The sequence below is a fragment of the Martinezella sp. CNPSo 3964 genome (genome assembly GCF_057784375.1).
Map to the genome: position 1 here is coordinate 38337 of NZ_JBXSOW010000017.1, position 19106 is coordinate 57442.

At 58.5% G+C, this 19106-nt stretch carries 17 protein-coding genes; 11 read left to right on the forward strand and 6 right to left on the reverse strand.

The annotated features are described in order from the left end of the window. Nucleotides 1–31 precede the first annotated feature (31 nt). The 3 genes from AC13Q5_RS32495 to AC13Q5_RS32505 all read left to right on the forward strand — a co-directional run bounded on the left by AC13Q5_RS32495 (nt 32) and on the right by AC13Q5_RS32505 (nt 2716). Complete coding sequence (locus AC13Q5_RS32495; RefSeq protein ID WP_488504514.1) at nt 32–1102, forward strand: tetratricopeptide repeat protein; 1071 nt, start codon at nt 32–34, stop codon at nt 1100–1102. Nucleotides 1103–1262: 160 nt separating this feature from the next. Continuing rightward, entirely contained in the window at nt 1263–2099 is an 837-nt protein-coding gene (locus AC13Q5_RS32500) for an RDD family protein (RefSeq protein WP_083961247.1), read from the forward strand. 101 nt (nt 2100–2200) lie between these two features. Continuing rightward, complete coding sequence (locus AC13Q5_RS32505; protein WP_488504515.1) at nt 2201–2716, forward strand: hypothetical protein; 516 nt, start codon at nt 2201–2203, stop codon at nt 2714–2716. A 56-nt stretch (nt 2717–2772) separates the two neighbouring features. On the opposite strand, the gene AC13Q5_RS32510 is transcribed toward AC13Q5_RS32505, so the two are convergent. After that, on the reverse strand, nt 2773–4023 hold the full coding sequence (locus AC13Q5_RS32510; protein ID WP_075850757.1) for an MFS transporter: 1251 nt from the start codon (nt 4021–4023) through the stop codon (nt 2773–2775). Nucleotides 4024–4307: 284 nt separating this feature from the next. Between AC13Q5_RS32510 and uvrB the strand changes: the two genes are divergently transcribed. The 3 genes from uvrB (at nt 4308) to AC13Q5_RS32525 (ending at nt 8976) form a co-directional block, all read left to right on the forward strand. Next, entirely contained in the window at nt 4308–7094 is a 2787-nt protein-coding gene (gene uvrB, locus AC13Q5_RS32515; RefSeq protein WP_488504516.1) for an excinuclease ABC subunit UvrB, read from the forward strand. Between the two features lie 197 nt (nt 7095–7291). Beyond that, the gene (locus AC13Q5_RS32520; protein WP_488504517.1) at nt 7292–7747 is read left to right on the forward strand and encodes an SRPBCC family protein; all 456 of its coding nucleotides are present in this window, start codon (nt 7292–7294) and stop codon (nt 7745–7747) included. 164 nt (nt 7748–7911) lie between these two features. After that, complete coding sequence (locus tag AC13Q5_RS32525; RefSeq protein ID WP_488504565.1) at nt 7912–8976, forward strand: adenylate/guanylate cyclase domain-containing protein; 1065 nt, start codon at nt 7912–7914, stop codon at nt 8974–8976. Nucleotides 8977–9596: 620 nt separating this feature from the next. Here the strand turns inward: AC13Q5_RS32525 and AC13Q5_RS32530 are convergent. Then, complete coding sequence (locus tag AC13Q5_RS32530; protein ID WP_488504518.1) at nt 9597–11003, reverse strand: ATP-binding protein; 1407 nt, start codon at nt 11001–11003, stop codon at nt 9597–9599. 544 nt (nt 11004–11547) lie between these two features. Here AC13Q5_RS32530 and AC13Q5_RS32535 point away from each other — a divergent pair. Beyond that, nucleotides 11548–11760, forward strand: coding sequence for a cold-shock protein (locus tag AC13Q5_RS32535; protein ID WP_069613123.1), 213 nt, complete (start codon nt 11548–11550; stop codon nt 11758–11760). A gap of 279 nt (nt 11761–12039) precedes the next feature. Here AC13Q5_RS32535 and dusA read toward each other — a convergent pair whose 3' ends face one another. Beyond that, nucleotides 12040–13053: a tRNA dihydrouridine(20/20a) synthase DusA gene (gene dusA / locus AC13Q5_RS32540; RefSeq protein WP_488504519.1), complete on the reverse strand. Its 1014-nt coding sequence runs from the start codon at nt 13051–13053 to the stop codon at nt 12040–12042. A gap of 138 nt (nt 13054–13191) precedes the next feature. Here dusA and AC13Q5_RS32545 point away from each other — a divergent pair, with 138 nt between their 5' ends. Further along, entirely contained in the window at nt 13192–13887 is a 696-nt protein-coding gene (locus AC13Q5_RS32545; RefSeq protein WP_075850762.1) for a fumarylacetoacetate hydrolase family protein, read from the forward strand. 16 nt (nt 13888–13903) lie between these two features. After that, nucleotides 13904–14434 carry a gamma carbonic anhydrase family protein gene (locus AC13Q5_RS32550; RefSeq protein ID WP_488504520.1) on the forward strand — a complete coding sequence of 177 codons (531 nt, stop codon included), beginning with the start codon at nt 13904–13906 and terminating at the stop codon, nt 14432–14434. A 51-nt stretch (nt 14435–14485) separates the two neighbouring features. On the opposite strand, the gene AC13Q5_RS32555 is transcribed toward AC13Q5_RS32550, so the two are convergent. Genes AC13Q5_RS32555 through AC13Q5_RS32565 form a run of 3 tightly spaced genes read right to left on the reverse strand, consistent with a single transcriptional unit; the run spans nt 14486 to nt 16588 of the window. After that, complete coding sequence (locus AC13Q5_RS32555; RefSeq protein ID WP_457877624.1) at nt 14486–14884, reverse strand: Fur family transcriptional regulator; 399 nt, start codon at nt 14882–14884, stop codon at nt 14486–14488. Next, complete coding sequence (gene znuB, locus AC13Q5_RS32560) at nt 14881–15708, reverse strand: zinc ABC transporter permease subunit ZnuB (RefSeq protein ID WP_488504521.1); 828 nt, start codon at nt 15706–15708, stop codon at nt 14881–14883. The genes AC13Q5_RS32555 and znuB overlap by 4 nt, the downstream gene beginning before the upstream one ends. Next, entirely contained in the window at nt 15701–16588 is an 888-nt protein-coding gene (locus AC13Q5_RS32565; protein WP_488504522.1) for an ATP-binding cassette domain-containing protein, read from the reverse strand. The genes znuB and AC13Q5_RS32565 overlap by 8 nt, the downstream gene beginning before the upstream one ends. Before the next feature lie 100 nt (nt 16589–16688). On the opposite strand from AC13Q5_RS32565, the gene znuA reads away from it, so the two are divergent. Then, nucleotides 16689–17663: a zinc ABC transporter substrate-binding protein ZnuA gene (gene znuA / locus AC13Q5_RS32570; RefSeq protein ID WP_488504523.1), complete on the forward strand. Its 975-nt coding sequence runs from the start codon at nt 16689–16691 to the stop codon at nt 17661–17663. 80 nt (nt 17664–17743) lie between these two features. Continuing rightward, nucleotides 17744–18949: a GTP-binding protein gene (locus AC13Q5_RS32575; RefSeq protein WP_488504524.1), complete on the forward strand. Its 1206-nt coding sequence runs from the start codon at nt 17744–17746 to the stop codon at nt 18947–18949. Nucleotides 18950–19106 lie beyond the last annotated feature (157 nt).

The following is a 19106-nucleotide window of genomic DNA, read 5'->3' on the forward strand; positions in this document are numbered from 1 at the left end:
AATTCAACGGATTTCGACTGAGGGGTAAATCGTGAACTGGAAGAAGGGGGCAGCAGGTTTGCTCTTCGCACTGGCGTCCATGGGAACGGCACAAGCCGATGTCGGACGAAACAGCTACGATCGCGGCGATATCAAATCGGGCCTGGATTACTGGCGCCCCCTGGCGAACAGGGGCAATGTCGCGGCACAGCTGAAACTCGGACAGATGTACGAGGACGGCAACGGCGTCGGAAAAAACCTCACCCTTGCCCTTAGCTGGTATAAGAAGGCCGCCGATCAGGGCAGCGCCGAAGCACAGTTCAACGTCGGCACCATGTATGATCAGGGCGAAGGCGTTACCGCCGACAAAAGCGAGGCTATTGCCTGGTACAAGAAGGCTGCGGCACAGGGATACCTCAATGCGCAATACAATCTTGGCGTCGTTTACGACACGGGCCAAGGCGTAGCGCAGGATAAGCCGCAGGCTTTTGACTGGTACAGCAAGGCCGCCGAACAGGGCGATGCCGAAGCACAGTTCAATGTCGGCACCATGTACGATCAGGGCGACGGCACGGACAAGAACAAGAGCAAGGCCGTCGTCTGGTATCGCAAGGCGGCCGAGCAGGGAAAAGTCGAGGCGCAATACAATCTCGGCATTATGTACCGCGACGGCGAAGGCGTCGCCAAGGACGGCGCTGCAGCCTTCTCCTGGTTCAAGAAGGCGGCGGATCAAGGCGACGCCAGTGCGCAGTTCAATCTCGGTGCCATGTATGCCGATGGCGACGGGATCAAGCAGGACGATGCCCAGGCGATCGCGTGGTTCCTGAAGGCCGCGGCGCAGAACGATGTCGAGGCCGAATACAATCTCGGCGTCATGTTCAGCGATGGCGAAGGCGTCGCCAAGAATGGTCCTCGAGCCGTCTACTGGTTCGAGAGAGCAGCGGAGCATCGCTATGCCGGCGCAGCCTACAATCTCGCCGTGATGTATCGTGACGGCGATGGCGTTGCTGCGGATGCGGCCAAGGCGGCGGAATGGTTCCGCAAGGCGAAGCGCCTGGGTTATGATGGCGACACGGACGACCAACCGGAAGACCCCTCCGGTGGACAGACTATTCCGATATGACGCGCTGCACTGTCCGATCGGTACCATCATGCCCTGCCGGTCACCTGCCTTCACTCCCGGCGAATCGCGGCAAGATATGCTAATGCCCACAACTTGAAGTACTTGAAGTACGTGATGCGGCGTGTGGGGCGTCGTGACGCGCGCTGAGCCGGGGGAAACTATGAGTTCTGCTGCTTCCGATCATCAAATGGCCTCTTTGCCGCCTCGCCATTTTTGGCGACGCCTCGGTGCCTACGCGGTCGATATCGTCATCTTCCAGGTCGCCTTTACGCTGTTGTTTCTCGCGCTGTCGGCGGTAACGTCGTGGGATTTGACCCTGCCGCTGCTTCAGAAGCAGCAATGCGAAGAAGCAACTTCGGCGCCTCTCGTTGCGAAGGTGGAGGCAGAATGGCCGCTGCAGCCAGGCGAAGTGAGAAGCAACCAACTGTGCCGCATATCCTGGCTGGGCAGCAACGGATACACGGTCTTCCTTTCAATCGTCGCATCGCAGCAGGGATCGGCCGCATTGAAGCGCGCCTTTTCCGTACCCGTCGACGGCAATGGCAACCCGATCGATCCGAATATCACCGTAAGGCCAACTTCAAGCATCGTCCTGCTGCTCCTTCCCTTCGCCTTCGCCCTCTGCTCGATCCACGGCGGGCGAACACCAGGCAAGCGCTTGACCTCGTTGCGCGTGACAACCGCGGAAGGCGACGCCATGCCCTTTGCGCTTGCCGCCAAACGGGAAATGTTCAAGTTTCTGCCGTTGATGCTGCTCGCAATCGTCAATCTGGTCAGCCTGTTCCTGTTGCCTTCCTATCTGCCGCCCATCGACCAGTTGATTCAGCAGGCGCGCGATACCAACCTTCTCAATGCCATCGGTTTCTTCGCCCTGACCGGGGCGTTGGCACCGCTTCTGTTCGTATTCGCGCTTATCTGGTGGGTCTTTCCACTAATCCTGTGGCGCGGACAGACCTTCTACGACCGCTTCTGCGACACCATGGTCGTCAAGGAGTAACCATCAAAATCGGGGGGATTGCCTTGGCGGAAGAAGAGATGGAAGACTGTCGCCGCGCCAGGCCTGATTTGCTGCTTCTTCTCTTGAGAGGATAGATCGTCGTGAACCTGAAATATCCCATGTCCCCCTTCTCGCTTCTGCCGCCGCTTCGCATGTCTCTGCTGGCCATGGCGGTCGTGTTGCCGCTCTCTCCGCTTCCCATAGCAGCAACGCCAGCAGAAGCCGCAGCCGGCTCGTGCTGGTCACTACTGCAGAGCAAGTTTGGCCCGCAGATCGAGAAGTCCGTGAACGAGGCCGATCCCTGCAAGAAACTGCCGGGCGTTGATCACAAGGACAAGTTCGAGGTGAAGTCACTCGATGTCTGCGATGCCGCAGGCGGCGGTGTGCAGATCAACGCGCATGCCGAAATGGCCTGCAAATCGCATGGCGTGCTGAAGACGACGATCAAGGGGGAACTCGATGCCTCGATGACGGTCGATGTCGGCGCATGCCACATCACCGACCTGCATCTCGGCATCAACGGCCCGATCGGCGAACTGATATCCTCAGTCGGCGGCCTGCAGGAGTTGGCCCGTGGCTTTGCCCAGGCCAAGATCTCGGAAATTTGCGGAAAGTGACCTGAAAGGGCCGGCAATATCAGCCGGCCCTTGCTTGCCCGGATAATTGAGCCTCGTCAGGCCCGCACGGCGCTGTCCGCCTGCCCGGCATCCTTGCCGCCAAACCGAACACCCTTTTTCTCGAAGCCAAAGCCGGCGAAAATCGCAACGACCACGGCAACTATGCAGGCAACGATCAACAGCGCCAGGGCATAGTCGCCGTTCCATTGCTTTGCTAGTCCCGCCTGGATCGAGGCATTGCCTGATGCCAGCAGGTTCCCAAGCTGGTAGGCAAATCCAGGGAAGGTGCCGCGCACCTCGTCCGGCGACAATTCGTTCAGATGCACGGGAACGATGCCCCAGGCACCCTGCACGAAAAGCTGCATCAGGAAGGCGCCAATCGCGAGCATGACCGGCCCCTGACCCCAAACCCACAGCGGGGCGACGGGAATGGCGAGAAGCGCCGCGATGACGATGGTCCGCCGCCTGCCCCAACGCTGCGACAGAGCACCGAACGTCAGGCCGCCGACGATCGCGCCGATATTGTAGACGATGGCGATGGCGCCGACCGTATAGGAATCATATTGCCGCTGGGTTTCCAGGAAGGTCGGATAGAGATCCTGGGTGCCGTGGCTGAAGAAATTGAACGCAGTCATGAGAAGCACCGCCCAGATGAATAGCGGAATATTCTCGCGCAGCACGGTGAGAAACGGCCGCTGTGGCTTGGCCTGCCGCTGCAGGAAGGCCGGAGATTCCTCCACATTGCGCCTGATATACAGCACCAGCAACGCCGGCACCGCGCCGACGAAGAACATGCCGCGCCAGCCGATAATCGGAAACAGCAGAAAGAAGACGATCGATGCAAGCAGATAGCCTGAGGGATAGCCCGCCTGCAGGATACCGGATACAAGGCCGCGCGAATCCTCGGGTATCGTCTCCATGACGAGCGACGCGCCGACACCCCATTCGCCGCCCATGGCAACGCCGAAGAGCGCGCGCAGCACGAGAAACATCGTCAGGCCGGTCGAAAAGCCGGTCAGGAATTCGAAGACGGAATAAAGCAGCACGTCGACCATCAGGGTCGTGCGTCGCCCGAACCGATCCGCAGCAAGCCCGAAGATCAGCGCGCCAAGTGGCCGCATGGCAAGTGTGAGGAAGATCGCCACGGCAACTGCCGGAACGTCCGTGTGAAATTCTTCGGCTATATGCTTGAGAACGAAAACCAAAATAAAGAAATCGAAAGCGTCCAGAGTCCAGCCCAGATAGGCCGCGATCACGGTGTTTCGTTGCTGGGGGGACAAGGAACGTAAGCTATCCAATGCGGTCATCATGATCCTCCGACCGGATGGCGGCGGCGAGGCGGGCAATACCGGATGCCGTCGAAGCTGGGGGAACCCGGCAAGTGGCCGGGCATGTCGACGTTGCGGCTTGTTCCTCCTTTGGCGCCTGCGAGGATCGCGCTATGCGGACTTTGGATCAGCGATAACGCATCGGCCGCCCTTGGGTTGTAACATATTTGACATCTTCGGCGAATGGAAAAATCCTCTACTTTGTTTCCCTTTTGTACTCTTTGCCCCTTCACATCTGTGCGATCTGTCTCCATATTCGCCCCATGGCCAAATCACCGAAAAAATCCCCCGCCCCGACCGGTTTCGAAGAGGCGCCACAGGCATCGTTTGAGGGTGCGCCGCTCAGCGGCAGCGTTGCCGATTGGGTAAAGCAGCTCGAAGCGGATGCGGAATCCTCTGGCATCGAAACCCAGCGCGAGATCGCCTCCAAGGCCGGCAAGCATCGCAAGAAGGTGGAAATCGCCGCTTCCAAATCGGCACGCGGCACCTCGATGGGTGGTTCGACCGACCCGAAGACGCGCGCCGCCGCCGGCCTCAATCCGGTGGCTGGCCTTGATATCGCGCTCGAGGATGCCGACAAGATCGCAACGAGCGGTGTGACTGCGACCGTGGAAGCGTTGTCGAAGCTGATCGAGAGCGGCAATCCGCTCTTCAAGGACGGCAAGCTCTGGACGCCGCATCGCCCTGCCCGTCCGGCAAAGTCCGAAGGCGGCATCGAGATCCGCATGGCCTCGGAGTATCAGCCCGCCGGCGATCAGCCGACGGCGATCCGCGACCTCGTCGAAGGATTGGAGAATGGCGACCGCAGCCAGGTGCTGCTCGGCGTCACCGGCTCCGGCAAGACCTTCACCATGGCCAAGGTCATCGAGGCGACGCAGCGTCCTGCCGTCATCCTCGCGCCGAACAAGACGCTGGCCGCGCAGCTCTATTCCGAATTCAAGAACTTTTTTCCGGACAATGCGGTCGAGTATTTCGTCTCCTACTACGACTATTATCAGCCGGAAGCCTACGTGCCGCGCTCGGACACCTTCATCGAGAAGGAAAGTTCGATCAACGAGCAGATCGACCGCATGCGCCACTCGGCGACACGCTCGCTGCTGGAGCGTGACGATTGTATCATCGTCGCCTCGGTGTCCTGCATCTACGGTATCGGCTCGGTCGAAACCTATACGGCGATGACGTTCCAGATGAATGTCGGCGACCGGCTGGATCAGCGCCAGCTTCTCGCCGACCTCGTGGCGCAGCAATACAAGCGCCGCGATATGGATTTCATCCGCGGTTCCTTCCGCGTCCGCGGCGACACGATCGAGATCTTCCCGGCCCACTTGGAGGATGCCGCCTGGCGCATCTCCATGTTCGGCGACGAGATCGACGCCATCACCGAATTCGATCCGCTGACCGGCCAGAAGACCGGTGACCTGAAGTCGGTGAAGATCTACGCCAATTCGCACTATGTCACGCCGCGCCCGACGCTGAACGGCGCCATCAAGGCGATCAAGGAAGAGCTGAAAATCCGGCTTGCCGAGCTGGAGAAAGCCGGCCGCCTGCTCGAGGCGCAGCGGCTGGAACAGCGTACCCGCTATGACGTCGAAATGCTTGAGGCCACCGGCTCCTGTGCCGGCATCGAGAACTATTCCCGCTACCTGACCGGCCGCAATCCCGGCGAGCCGCCGCCGACTCTGTTCGAATATATTCCCGATAACGCATTGCTATTCATCGACGAAAGCCACGTCTCGGTCAGCCAGATCGGCGGCATGTATCGCGGCGACTTCCGGCGCAAGGCGACGCTTGCCGAATACGGCTTCCGCCTGCCCTCCTGCATGGACAACCGTCCCCTGCGCTTCGAGGAATGGGACGCCATGCGCCCGGACACGATCGCGGTTTCGGCAACGCCGGGCAGCTGGGAAATGGAGCAATCCGGCGGCGTCTTCGCCGAACAGGTCATCCGTCCGACGGGCCTCATCGACCCGCCGGTGGAAGTGCGCTCGGCCCGTACGCAGGTGGATGATGTCGTCGGCGAAATCCGCGAGACCGCCGCCAAGGGCTATCGCACGCTCTGCACTGTCCTGACCAAGCGCATGGCCGAGGACCTGACGGAATATCTGCATGAGCAGGGCGTACGCGTGCGTTACATGCACTCTGACATCGACACGCTGGAGCGCATCGAGATCATCCGCGACCTGCGCCTCGGTGCCTTCGACGTGCTCGTCGGTATCAACCTTTTGCGTGAGGGTCTCGATATTCCGGAATGCGGCTTCGTCGCCATCCTCGATGCCGACAAGGAAGGCTTCCTGCGCTCGGAAACGTCGTTGATCCAGACCATCGGCCGCGCCGCGCGTAACGTCGACGGCAAGGTCATCCTCTATGCCGATAACATTACCGGCTCGATGCAGCGGGCGATGGACGAGACCAGCCGCCGTCGCGAAAAGCAGATGGCGTTCAACATTGAAAACGGCATTACGCCGGAATCGGTCAAGGCGAAAATTTCCGATATTCTCGACAGCGTCTACGAGAAGGACCATGTCCGCGCCGATATCGGCGGCGCCTCCGGTAAGGGCTTTGCCGATGGCGGCCATCTCGTCGGCAACAATCTGCAGGCCCATCTCAACGCGCTGGAAAAATCCATGCGCGACGCTGCCGCCGACCTGGACTTCGAAAAGGCGGCACGGCTGCGCGACGAGATCAAACGCCTCAAGGCCGTCGAACTCGCCGCCATGGACGATCCGCTGGCCCGCGAGGAAGCGAAAAGCCTCGAAAGTCGAGGTGCGGCGGTAGGCAAGCGCGCACCGCCGGCGCCGGAATCTCGCTCTTACTTCGCCAAACCGAGCCTCGACGAAATGGGTCCGGGCAGCGACGCCGGTACGCCGCTTTTCCGCAAGAACACGCTGGACGAGATGACCGTCGGCCGCACCGAAAAGCCGGTGACGGGCAAGGTGCCGGACAAGCCGATCACCCGTGCGAAGCCTGGCGTCGGTTCCTATGAGGACCCGATTGACGAGAAGCAGCGCAAGGGACGGACGAAAGGCAAGACGGGGCGGCCCGGGCGATAGGGCGACGGCGTCTATCAGATGCCGACCCGCCCTGAGTTGTCGATTTGTGAGGGCTGAGCCCGCGAGCATTGAGCAATGCCTTGCTGGCGAGGCCGCAACCGCTACATGTTCTCATGAGGAGGCCCACGGAGGGACGGAAGGTGCTTGAGTGCATACCGAACCGGTGGGAAGCGACAGCAACCTGGGGAGAGAGACTGATGTCCGAGCCTTTAATCGTCCGTCGCGAGACCCATGTCTCGGCGCCGCCTGCCGCCATATTCGCATTGCTCACCGATCCGGAGAAAATCCTGCGCTGGATGGGCACGGAAGCCCAGACGGAGCTGCAGCCCGGCGGCATCTATCTCGTCAATGTTACCGGAGCCCGCTTCGCGCGTGGCTCGTTTCGCGAAGTCGTGCCGGTCCATCGCCTCGCCTACAGCTTCGGCTGGGACGGCAGCGAGGAAGTGCCTCCCGGATCAAGCTTGGTGGAAATCGACCTGATAGAGCAGCCGGACGGGACGCTGGTGCGCCTCACCCATACCGGCCTGCCGACCGTTGAACAATGTGAAGCGCACGCAAAGGGTTGGGCGCATTATCTCGACCGTATGGCCGCAGTGGCCGCCGGACGCGATCCCGGCCCCGACTCCATGCGCGGTCACGACGGCAGAAGCTGACGACGTTTTAAGCACGGCGCCATCGAGTTCTATGCCTTGGCGCGCAAGCCATGTCACCAGCCGGAGGCAACAACTTCGCCTTCGATATCGTGACGATCCAACGCTGGCCGCAAGGTCGCATCGGCACGGATGACAGGCTGCAACCGCCATGGCATGATCGCGGCATGGATCTACCCGCCCCCCTTGCCTGGCTGGTTGACGAGGCCGGCACCTCGCCCAGCCCCGAACGCTTCCTGGCCGATCTGGGCGGACAACTATTGGCCGCCGATATGCCGCTGGCCGGCAGCGCGCTGACCCTTGCAGCGCCGCATCCGATCATAACCCAACATACATGGCTCTGGCGCGCCGAAACCGGCGCGGTGACCGAAGCCCTCGGCTTCGCCGGCACGGCGCTCGGCCAGGCCGGCCGCGATTGGCTCGGCGATCTCGGCCCGACCTGCGAGGAAACGATCGGGATTGCGCCCGGCAATTCCGCTCTTGCCTGGGCCGGTACTCGGCCCTTCACCTCCGCCGAGACGGATAGCCTGCGCGAGATCGCCCGCTTTGCCGCCGCCCCCTTGGCGGGCTTGGCCGCCCGCGCCACCCTATCGACCCTGCTCGAAGCCTATCTCGGCCGCAGAAGCGCTGCCCGTGTGCAGGCCGGCGCGCTCAGCCGCAATAGCGGCGAAACCATTCGCGCGGCCCTGCTCTGCGCCGACCTTCGGGATTTCACCGCCCTTTCCGAAGCGACGGAACCGACCGTCATGATCGCCGCGCTTGATGCCTGGTTCGACCGCGTTGCCGGCGCCGTGCATGCTTTCGGCGGCGAAGTGCTGAAATTCATGGGCGATGGCGTGCTGGCGATCTTCCCGGTGACCGGGACGGCGAAGGAAGCCTGCGAGGCAGCCTTGCGCGCCGCCACCGCCATCCGCGCCGGCATGGCGCATCTCGACGCGTCGCGAGCAAACCAAGGCCTGCCGCCGCTCCCCTTCGGCGTCGCCCTGCATTTCGGCGACATGTTTTGGGGCAATATCGGCGCTGCCGACCGCCTGGACTTCACCGCCATCGGCCCCGCCGTCAATCTCGTCAGCCGGCTGGAGGGCCTTTGCAAGCCGCTGGGCAGAAATATCCTGATTTCGGGCTCGATCGCAGCAGAGACGGGCATGCCGCTGATGTCATTGGGGAATTATGAGCTGCGCGGGATTGCCGAGCCTTGTAAGGTATTTACGCTAGTCGGAGACCAACTGTGAGAACCCATCCCTAGTTCCATATCAACGCGACAGAAAAGTAATTTTTAAATATCTTCAGCGCAGTAATTATCGTTGGAATTGATATTACAAATATACCAAAAGCATATAGTATGGTGGATGAAAGTATTGAAATAAATTTATTTGAGCTTAATAAGCAATAATACCTTCCCAAAACATAGTCAAGCGAATGATCTCCGACCGAAAAATTACCAGAATCATACAACAAAGCTATAGATTGAACTCGGCCTTCGTCTAATAAGTTATCAAATTTCCTATTAGCAACAAGGAACTTACAAATCTCCTTAACTTCATCGGAATCGAGGTGCGCCTTATACCTTGAGATAAACTCGCGCTGGTTCTGGAATTCCTTCACAAGGCTAGGGCAACGTATCTGATAAATTATCGAAGCAATACCAATTAAAACAGAACCCATATAGAAGTAGTACAAGCTTCCAAGGCCACTCGGGAAATCCCGCGATTCAAAAGGTAAAAAACCTAAGAAATTAGTCAATTTCTCATTAAAAACAATTAGGTATCCAACAAACGGCATCATTATTGAAGCCTTCGCCGGCTTGCTATTACCAATGGCTCTTACTAAGTGCCAATCCATAAGCTAAACCTTACTTAAACAAGTTAGCCAGTATGTCTTGAATGCCCTGTGGCTGAAGAGCCCAACGGTACGCCGGATGAATTTCCCAGTCATAACCAAAATCAGCGAACTCTGGAGCCAAAAACCTTCCCTCACTGAAATACTTTCTGTCGATTTCATCGCCTATTTGTTTTCTTGCAGTAATAAAATCTATTTTATACATGAATTGTATTATAGATCCCGAGTTCACAATTCGCCCATTGGAGAATGTAACATTTACGTGGTTTAAAGCATTGTTGATTTTCTGTCGGAGTTCTGCAGTATTAAACTGGAAGCTCTCTGCGGTGCGCCGCTCTTTTGTCGAAGGCCGCATCTCTAATAGCAGCCTTTCAATCTGCGGGACTTCGCTCTTATATTCATTAATAATGTCTTGTAGGCGCTCTTGGGAGTATGGTTCTAAAGCCGCCTCCAAATGAGCAGTGTGAATTATACTCGAGCGATCAACATAGGCATTTTTGGCTGACAGATGGAATAATTTAACAAGATCCCGCGGCCTAGCTCTTGTCAATGACATAAGTATTGTATGGGTTGGCCTATCCTCCCATCTTCCACGACCCTGAAATCTTGGGTCAATTACTTTTGAAAGTATACGTTCGGATATATTTCTTTGGGACATCTTATCAATTTGATCATCTGAAATTGACATCGCGAAATATGAAACGATTCTCTTAGCTGCAACCCTTAAGATTGCATCATTGTCCCAGCGAAGCCACACTACGTTGCGTTCGATTTTATCTGTAGATTCATCCGACGTGCGGACAAGAAAATACACGTCACTTCGTAGGCCGATTCGAAACCTAACAGTGTCATATTCGCCGCCGATATCTCGAATTGCGTTCAAAAGAGCGGAAATAGTACGAATATCTTCCACCGAGGCGGACCACCCTCTATCAATATCATCTATGTAGACATTAACGAACCGCTCATTGGTGCTTTCGCTCAGGGTTCTTTGTAGAAGCTTCAATAATTCCTTCGGCTTTGCGGAGCGCACATCATCCAGCACGCTACGGGACCCCTCACCATAGACGCTCATGAAGACACGCTCGATTATCTCAAGCAGTAGGCCCTTTTTCCATGCTTCGATCTTCAGAATAAAATCGTTATGGCCCGACGCTTCCGTTTTGATATCAACGATATCATTCGGTTTGAGCCATATGGCAACCCGATTGCTGTCCTCGTCTTCCATAAAAGCCCGACGAAGCAGCGCGCTTTTCCCAACCCCTTTGTGGCCCACAAGTATACGTACCGGTAGCGGAGATATCAGAGACTCAAACGCTCGATTTCTGTAAAAATATTGTTTAAAGCGCTCTGGATTCTCATTCTCTGCATCGTCGGCGCCAAATATATGCTCTACGGTTAAGTCATCGAACTGAAGCATCTATGCACCTATATAGCAGGTTTTTAGGGTCTCCGAATAGTTGTACCATTATGCAGTCAAAATTGATAAAAGAAGCAGAAGAAAGCACTCGTATTTACACAGCTAAATTAAAATCTTTCCCAGAAGGACAGACGACCGTCCAACTTGCTTCCGTTAATGGCGAATTTTCAGGAATGCTGTAAGAGCTATCACAATCTTTCGGAGCATTTATACATCTTCCAAGATGATTTATCTGCCACTAGGTTTGCCATCCAACCCCTTGAAATTCCCCACCCAATCCTACCCGTTTCCCACCCTGCCCTAATATTGCCCCTTGCCTTTTTCCACAAACCCTGTCACCCATACACATGCTCGGGCATTTGCATGCCGGTGACTGGACTGATTTGGTGATCCGCTGGCGGCAGGCAGTGGTTGGGTCTTTCAACCCGCGCAGACGTTCTTTCCCCGTACGTGAACTTCTCGACTGGCTTTCGCATGTTGCGGAAGCAAAGCCGTCCGGGTTCATCCGGATAAACTAAGACTGATGGGTAAAGGACTATCCCCCATGGCCACCAAGGGCACCGTAAAATTCTTCAACCAGGACAAGGGTTTTGGTTTCATCACTCCTGACGGCGGCGCAAAGGACGTTTTCGTCCACATCTCCGCTCTTCAGGCTTCCGGCATCCAGTCGCTGCGCGAAGGCCAGCAGGTCACCTTCGACACCGAGCCGGATCGCATGGGCAAGGGCCCGAAGGCTGTCAACATCCAGGCTGCCTAAGCCTCTGCTGACTGCCTGATCAAGGTTTCGAACGGCGCGGTGAAAACCGCGCCGTTTTTCGTTTGTGAAATGCTTTTCAAGTATGTGGCGGGCCACCTCGTCCTTCGAGGCTTCAGCCTTCGGCTTCCGCGCCTCAGGATGAGGGTGGAGTGAGCCTCGCAGTTCTGCCTGGAGCCAGTTTGCGGCCGGACGCGCCCGCAATCGATTAGCCCTTATGGTGAGGTGCGAAAGCCTGAAAGGCTGAAGCCTCGAACCACGAGGGCGGGTTGGATATCACCCTCAAGCACTCGCTTTTTCGCGCTCTCCAGCAAAATCGACCGCGGCGAAGGCGGCGGCAATCACTTCCGGCCCCGCGCCCGGCTTGTTAGCGTCGGTGGAGAGGATCTGGCGATAACGGCGCGAACCCGGCAGGCCGGTAAAGAGACCGACCATATGGCGCGCCACATGCTGCAGGCGGCCGCCATTGGCTATATGGCGCTCCACATAAGCCATCATCCGATCGCGCAGCCCGTCCCAATCGGCCTCAACGGCAGGCTCGCCATGGAAGCGATGATCGACATCCGAGAGGATCGCGGCATTCTGATAAGCGGCGCGGCCAAGCATGACGCCGTCGACATGGGTCAGATGCGCCGCGGCCTGATCCAGCGTCTGGATACCGCCATTGATGCCGATGAAGACGTCTGGCCAACGCTGCTTCATGCGATAGACGATATCGTAGTCGAGCGGCGGTATTTCGCGATTTTCCTTCGGCGACAGGCCTTTCAGCCAGGCCTTGCGCGCATGGATCCAGATCGCATCGGCACCGGCATCGAGCACGCGCGTCATCAACTCGGGGAGCGCCTCTTCCGGCTCCTGCTCATCGACACCAATCCGGCATTTCACAGTGACGGGTGCCTTCGAAATTGCCTTCATCGCGGCAACACAGGATGCGACCGTCTCCGGCGTCAGCATCAGGCAGGCGCCGAAGGTGCCCGATTGTACGCGATCGGACGGGCAGCCGACATTGAGGTTGATCTCGTCGTAATTATAGGCTTCCGCAATTCGCACAGCTTCGGCGAGTTTGGCCGGATCGGAGCCGCCAAGCTGCAGCGCAACGGGATGCTCGGCGACATCATGCCCCAGCAGCCGGTCGCGCGGCCCGTGGATGATCGCATCCGCCACCACCATCTCGGTATAGAGCAACGCATGCCGGCTGATCTGCCGATGCAGGTATCTGCAATGGCGATCCGTCCAGTCGATCATGGGGGCAACCGCAAAGATCTTGCGGCCAGTTTTCAGCGCGTCGCTATACATGGGAAACCTTTCTGCCCGCCCTCTACACCAAATCCCTCAAAAACGCCAGTTTTCGTGGCTGTAACAATAATGCTAGCTTGCTGAACGGAGTCGGACGGCAGTAGCCCTCTGAAAAAGATGAGAGTTTCGAAAGCCCATATGAACGCCCCACTGACCACAGTCATTCCGCCACCCGCCCCCGTCCTTCTGCCGATCGAGGGTGAGACCGAGCTTTTCCCCGTGCGTCGCGTCTACTGCGTCGGCCGCAACTATGCCGACCATGCCATCGAGATGGGGCATGACCCGAGCCGCGAGCCGCCTTTCTTCTTCCAGAAGAATCCGGACAATTTGCTTGTGTCGAGCGATTTCCCCTATCCCGCTCTGTCGTCGGACGTGCATCACGAGGTGGAGCTTGTCGTGGCGTTGCGCAGCGGCGGCACGAACATCCCGGTCGAACAGGCGCTGGATTGCGTCTATGGTTATGGCGTTGGCATCGATTTCACCCGCCGCGACCTGCAGGGTGAGGCCAAGAAGCTCGGCCGCCCCTGGGAAATCGGCAAGGCCTTCGATCATTCGGCGCCCGTCTCCGCACTCGCACCGGCCACCCGCGTCGGCCATCCCGACAAGGGTGGCATCTGGCTGATGCGCAATGGCGAGGCTGCCCAGAGAGGCGATCTCTCGCAGATGATCTGGAAGGTGCCGGAAGTCATTGCCGAGCTCTCCAAGCTCTTCACCCTCGCGCCGGGTGATATCATCATGACCGGCACGCCGGCCGGCGTCGGCCCCGTTGCACGCGGTGACCGGATCAGCTGCGCCGTCGACGGCGTCGCCAATCTTGTCCTGAACGTCGTCTGATCGAGGAGGATCGACCATGCCGCTCTACGCCCTTGCCGGCCTGACGCCGAAAACGCCTGGTCCGGACCGGTACTGGATCGCACCGGATGCAAGCGTGATCGGCAAGGTCGAGATCGGCGAGGATGTCGGCATCTGGTTCGGCTCGGTCCTGCGCGGCGACAATGAGCTGATCAAAATAGGCAAGGCCACGAATATCCAGGAGGGCACGATGGTCCACACCGACCCGGCCTTCCCGGTCACGGTGGGCGAAGGCTGCACCATCGGGCATCATGCGATCATCCATGGCTGCACGATTGGCAACAACTCCCTGATCGGCATGGGCGCAACCATTCTGAACGGCGCGAAGATCGGCAATAATTGTCTGGTCGGCGCCAATGCGCTCGTCACCGAAGGCAAGGAATTCCCGGATGGCTCCCTGATCGTCGGCGCACCGGCAAGAGCAATCCGGATGCTGGACGAGACGGCAATCGAAGGACTGCGCCGCTCCGCTCAGCATTACGTCGCCAACTGGCAGCACTTCGCTCACGATCTTAAGAGATTAGATTAGAGAATTCTTGCAAGTAACTGGCAGAGCGTCTGATAGACCTCTGCCCGAAGTTCAAGCCGCGCAATTGGCGCAATGGCCGCGAATTTCGATGGTCGACTTCTCAGCCTTGAACTTCTGCGACTTCAGCCAGTCCATCAACCGGTGATCCACTTCGTGATCGTGGAACTCGATCACCTGGCCGCAGCTTTCGCAGATAGCGAAGGCGACCAGACCGTGGCTGTGGCAATCCTCATGCGGATGCGCGCAGGCGACGAAGGAGTTGATGCTCTCAAGCCGATGCACCACGCCATATTCCAGCAGCTTGTCCAGCGCGCGATAGACCTGCAGCGGCGCGCGAAAACCCTGATCGCGCAGCTTGTCCAGGATAGTATAGGCGCTAAGCGGTGCTTCCGCCTTGGTCAGGACGTCGAAAACAAGCGTCTGGTTCTTGGTGAGCATCGGAGTGGTCATGATGACTGTCCTCTCTGTTGCGCCGCTGGCGTGCCGGCCCTGCGAATGAGGGGCAGCAGACTGATGATAAATAGGACGAGCGCCGCGACGACGATGGAAGGTCCGGACGGCGTGTCATAGCGCAGCGATCCGAACAGCCCGCCAACAACGGCGATGGCGCCGAGCAACGACGCGAAAATCGCCATTGTCTCCGGCGTCGCGGCAAAGCGGCGCGCGGTGGCCGCGGGAATGATCAACAGCGCGGTGATCAGGAGAATGCCGACGATCTTCATGGCGATCGCGATCACGACGGCCATCAGCAGCATGAAGAACAGCCTTGCACGCTCCGGCCGCAGTCCCTCGGCCTCTGCAAGCTCCGGATTGACCGTCGAAGCCAAAAGCGGCCGCCAGAGCCAGGCAATCGCCGCCAGCACGAGAATGCCGCCGCCCCATATCACCGCTATGTCGGACTGGCTGACAGCCAGAATGTCGCCGAAGAGGAAGGCGATGAGATCGATCCGCACCCAGCTCATGAAGGCGACGATGACGAGGCCAATCGCCAGCGTGGCATGAGAGAGAATGCCGAGCAGCGCATCCGCCGACAGCGCCTGCCGCCGCTGCAGGAAGAGCAGTAGAATTGAGACCAGCGCCGCGACCGCAAAGACCGAGAGCGTGAGATTAAGCTGAAACAACAGCGACAGCGCCACACCGAGCAGCGCCGAATGCGAGATCGTATCGCCGAAATAGGCCATGCGCCGCCAGATGATGAAGCAGCCAAGCGGCCCGGTTGTCAGTGCCAGCCCGACGCCGGCAACGACAGCGCGCAGGAAGAAATCGTCAAACATGGCGCTCTCCCTCGGCATGGTCATGGCCGTGATGGTGATCATCGTGATCGTGGTGATGTTCGTCATGCTCATGATGGTGGTGGCCATCATCGGCGTGGCAATGGTCCGTGATCGAGCCGTCCGCGTGCTGCACACGGCCGTCAGGCAGATGCGTATGGTCGTGATGGTGGCTGTAGATGGCCAGGGACTGCGCCGCCCGCGTGCCGAACAGCTTCACATATTCGGGGCTCTGGCTGACAGTTTGCGGCGTGCCGCGGCAGCAGACATGGCCGTTCAGGCAAACCACCGTATCCGTCGCCGCCATGACAACGTGCAAATCATGCGAAATCAACAGGATACCGCAGCCCTCTGTATTCCGGATCGACCTGATGAGATCGTAAAGCGCGATCTCGCCGTTGAAATCGACGCCTTGTACAGGTTCATCGAGAACGAGCAGGTCAGGCTTGCGGGCAATGGCGCGTGCCAGCAGCGCCCGCTGGAATTCTCCACCTGAAAGGTGCTGCACCTCTGCTTTCGCGAGATGGGCAATGCCAACCGATTCCAAAGCGCCGATCAGCTCGCGTTCGGGCAAAGGTCCCGTCAACGTCATCAGACGCTGCACGCTGAGCGGCAAGGTCCAATCGATGGCAAGCTTCTGCGGCACATAGCCGACCTTCAGATTGGCTATACGCTCGACACGCCCCTCGTCCGGTTTCATGACGCCGATCGCCGTCTTGGCGCTGGTCGACTTGCCGGAGCCGTTCGGGCCGATCAGGGTGACGATCTCACCGCGACTGACGGAAAAATCGACACCGCGCACCAGCCAGCGGCCGCCGCGGCGGACGCCGACATCATGGAGCGACACGAGCGGCCGGCTCTTGCTGTCGATGGAAGAAAGCATGAAATTTCCAATTGCACTATTGCGCCATGCTATCGCACACGTTATAGCATAACGCAATTGATGTAATAACATAACAGACCCATTCAAGGGCATTTATCGCATGAACGCAGCAAAAGCTTTCCTTCCCCTCGCCGCCTCCCTTCTCCTTTCGGGTCTGCTTGTGAGTACGGCTGCCACCGCAGCCGATGCACCGCGCGTCGTCGTCTCCATCAAGCCGATCCATTCGCTGGTCGCCGCGATCATGCAAGGGGTCGGTACGCCGGATCTGATTGTCGATGGCGCCGCCTCGCCGCACACTTACGCGTTCAAGCCGTCGAATGCCCGAAGCCTGCAAGAGGCACAGCTGGTCTTCTGGGTCGGGCCTGGCATGGAGGCCTTCCTGCAAAAGCCGCTCGCCTCTCTTGGTGCCAACGCCACCGTCGTCGAGCTTGATGACGTACCGGGAATAGCGAAACTCAAATTCCGCGAAGGCGGCGCCTTCGAACCACATGATGACGGCGACGAGCATGAAGGCAATGACGATCACGCGCATGGCCACGATCATGATCATGGCGAATTCGACACTCATCTCTGGCTCGATCCACACAATGCCAAGGCGATGGTTGCCGAAATCACCACGTCGCTGGTCGCCGCCGATCCGGCCAATGCGCTCACCTATGAAGCAAACCAGAAAGCGCTGAACGACAAGCTCGACGCCCTGGATACGGAAATCGCAGCCACGGTTGCTCCGGTAAAGGACAAGCCCTTCATCGTCTTCCACGATGCTTACCAGTATTTCGAGCGTCGCTATGGCGTGCGCGTCTCCGGCTCCATCACCGTCAGCCCTGAAACGATTCCTGGCGCACAGCGCGTGGCCGAAATCCACAGCAAGGTCGCCGATCTCGGCGCCACCTGCGTTTTCGCCGAACCGCAATTCGAGCCGAAACTGGTCAATGTCGTGCTGGAAGGGACCTCCGCGAAATCGGGCGTCCTCGATCCGGAAGCGGCAACGCTGCCGCAAGGACCCGATCTCTATTTCGACCTGATGCGCGGCATTGCAAGCTCGTTGAAAACCTGCCTTTCAGCGCAAGGCTGAACATTTCCGAAGGAAGCGAGCCCGCGCTCGCTTTTTTCATCACAACAAGTGTAATGATATTACATTACAATGAGGTTATCATGAACAAGAAGCTCCCGGTCACCGTCCTCTCGGGTTTCCTCGGCGCCGGCAAGACGACGCTGCTCAATCATATCCTCAACAACCGCCAGGGCCTGCGCGTTGCCGTGATCGTCAACGATATGAGCGAAGTGAATATCGATGCGGCACTGGTGCGTGATGGCGGCGCCAATCTCTCTCGCACGGAGGAACAGCTCGTCGAAATGACCAATGGCTGCATCTGTTGCACGCTGCGCGACGATCTCCTGAGGGAGGTCCGTCAACTCGCCGAGCAGGATCGCTTCGACTACCTGCTGATTGAATCCACAGGCATTGCCGAACCTCTGCCCGTCGCCACCACCTTCGAGTTTCGCGATGAGGATGGTCGTAGCCTTTCCGATGTTTCCCGGCTCGACACCATGGTCACCGTTGTCGACGCAGCCAACCTTTTGGCCGATTATGGATCGACGGATTTCCTTGCTGACCGCGGCGAGACCGCCGGCGAGGGCGACAACAGGACCATCGTTGATCTGCTGGTCGAGCAGATCGAATTTGCCGATGTCATCATTTTGAACAAGGTCGGTTCGGCTACGGCTGAACAACGAGACGCCGCCCGCAAGATCATTGTCGGCCTCAATCCCGATGCGCGCCTGATAGAAGCCGATTTCGGCGCGGTGAAGCCAACCGAGGTTCTCGGCACTGGTCGCTTCGACATCGATCGCGCCGAAAGCCATCCGCTCTGGTACAAGGAGTTGCACGGCTTCAAGGATCATATTCCCGAAACGGAAGAATATGGCATTCGCTCCTTCGTCTATCGCGCGAAAAAACCCTTTGATCCTCTTCGATTCCAGAGCTTTCTCAATCGCTCCTGGCCAGGTGTCGTGCGAGCCAAAGGCTTCTTCTGGCTTGCCACGCGGCCCTATTATGTCGGCGAAATGAGCCAGGCTGGTGCGCTCGTCCGCACAAGCAAGATGGGCCTCTGGTGGGCAGCCGTTCCTCAAGATCAATGGCCGCGCGATCCGGGCTTCAAGCGGGCACTGGCGCCCTACCTCGATCCGATATGGGGGGACCGCCGCCAGGAGCTCGTGTTCATCGGTGCCGATCCGATGAGCGAGCAGCAAATCACGGAGGAGCTGAACGCCTGCCTGGTCGAGGCAAACGGCTTCACACCTGAGCGTTGGCGGAACCTGCCCGATCCATTCGCCAGTTGGAACAGACCGACAGCATGAAGAAGCCGAAAGTAATCAGATTTCGCTGCCATTGCTTCGAATGCAGCGGCGACAACGACCAGGCGAACGATAGATCGCGGTCCGACACGGTCGAAACGGATCGAGACATCACAAAATCAGGCGAAGACAACCCTCGCCTGATACCGGACGTGATTGG

Coding starts and splice junctions, on each gene's coding strand:
- AC13Q5_RS32565 (WP_488504522.1), bottom strand. CDS start 16,588: ATGCTTTCTTCCATCGACAGCAAGAGCCGGCCGCTCGTGTCGCTCCAT.
- AC13Q5_RS32545 (WP_075850762.1), top strand. CDS start 13,192: ATGAACGCCCCACTGACCACAGTCATTCCGCCACCCGCCCCCGTCCTT.
- znuB (WP_488504521.1), bottom strand. CDS start 15,708: ATGTTTGACGATTTCTTCCTGCGCGCTGTCGTTGCCGGCGTCGGGCTG.
- AC13Q5_RS32555 (WP_457877624.1), bottom strand. CDS start 14,884: ATGACCACTCCGATGCTCACCAAGAACCAGACGCTTGTTTTCGACGTC.
- AC13Q5_RS32530 (WP_488504518.1), bottom strand. CDS start 11,003: ATGCTTCAGTTCGATGACTTAACCGTAGAGCATATATTTGGCGCCGAC.
- AC13Q5_RS32525 (WP_488504565.1), top strand. CDS start 7,912: ATGGATCTACCCGCCCCCCTTGCCTGGCTGGTTGACGAGGCCGGCACC.
- AC13Q5_RS32550 (WP_488504520.1), top strand. CDS start 13,904: ATGCCGCTCTACGCCCTTGCCGGCCTGACGCCGAAAACGCCTGGTCCG.
- znuA (WP_488504523.1), top strand. CDS start 16,689: ATGAACGCAGCAAAAGCTTTCCTTCCCCTCGCCGCCTCCCTTCTCCTT.
- AC13Q5_RS32500 (WP_083961247.1), top strand. CDS start 1,263: ATGAGTTCTGCTGCTTCCGATCATCAAATGGCCTCTTTGCCGCCTCGC.
- AC13Q5_RS32510 (WP_075850757.1), bottom strand. CDS start 4,023: ATGACCGCATTGGATAGCTTACGTTCCTTGTCCCCCCAGCAACGAAAC.
- AC13Q5_RS32520 (WP_488504517.1), top strand. CDS start 7,292: ATGTCCGAGCCTTTAATCGTCCGTCGCGAGACCCATGTCTCGGCGCCG.
- dusA (WP_488504519.1), bottom strand. CDS start 13,053: ATGTATAGCGACGCGCTGAAAACTGGCCGCAAGATCTTTGCGGTTGCC.
- AC13Q5_RS32575 (WP_488504524.1), top strand. CDS start 17,744: ATGAACAAGAAGCTCCCGGTCACCGTCCTCTCGGGTTTCCTCGGCGCC.
- uvrB (WP_488504516.1), top strand. CDS start 4,308: ATGGCCAAATCACCGAAAAAATCCCCCGCCCCGACCGGTTTCGAAGAG.
- AC13Q5_RS32535 (WP_069613123.1), top strand. CDS start 11,548: ATGGCCACCAAGGGCACCGTAAAATTCTTCAACCAGGACAAGGGTTTT.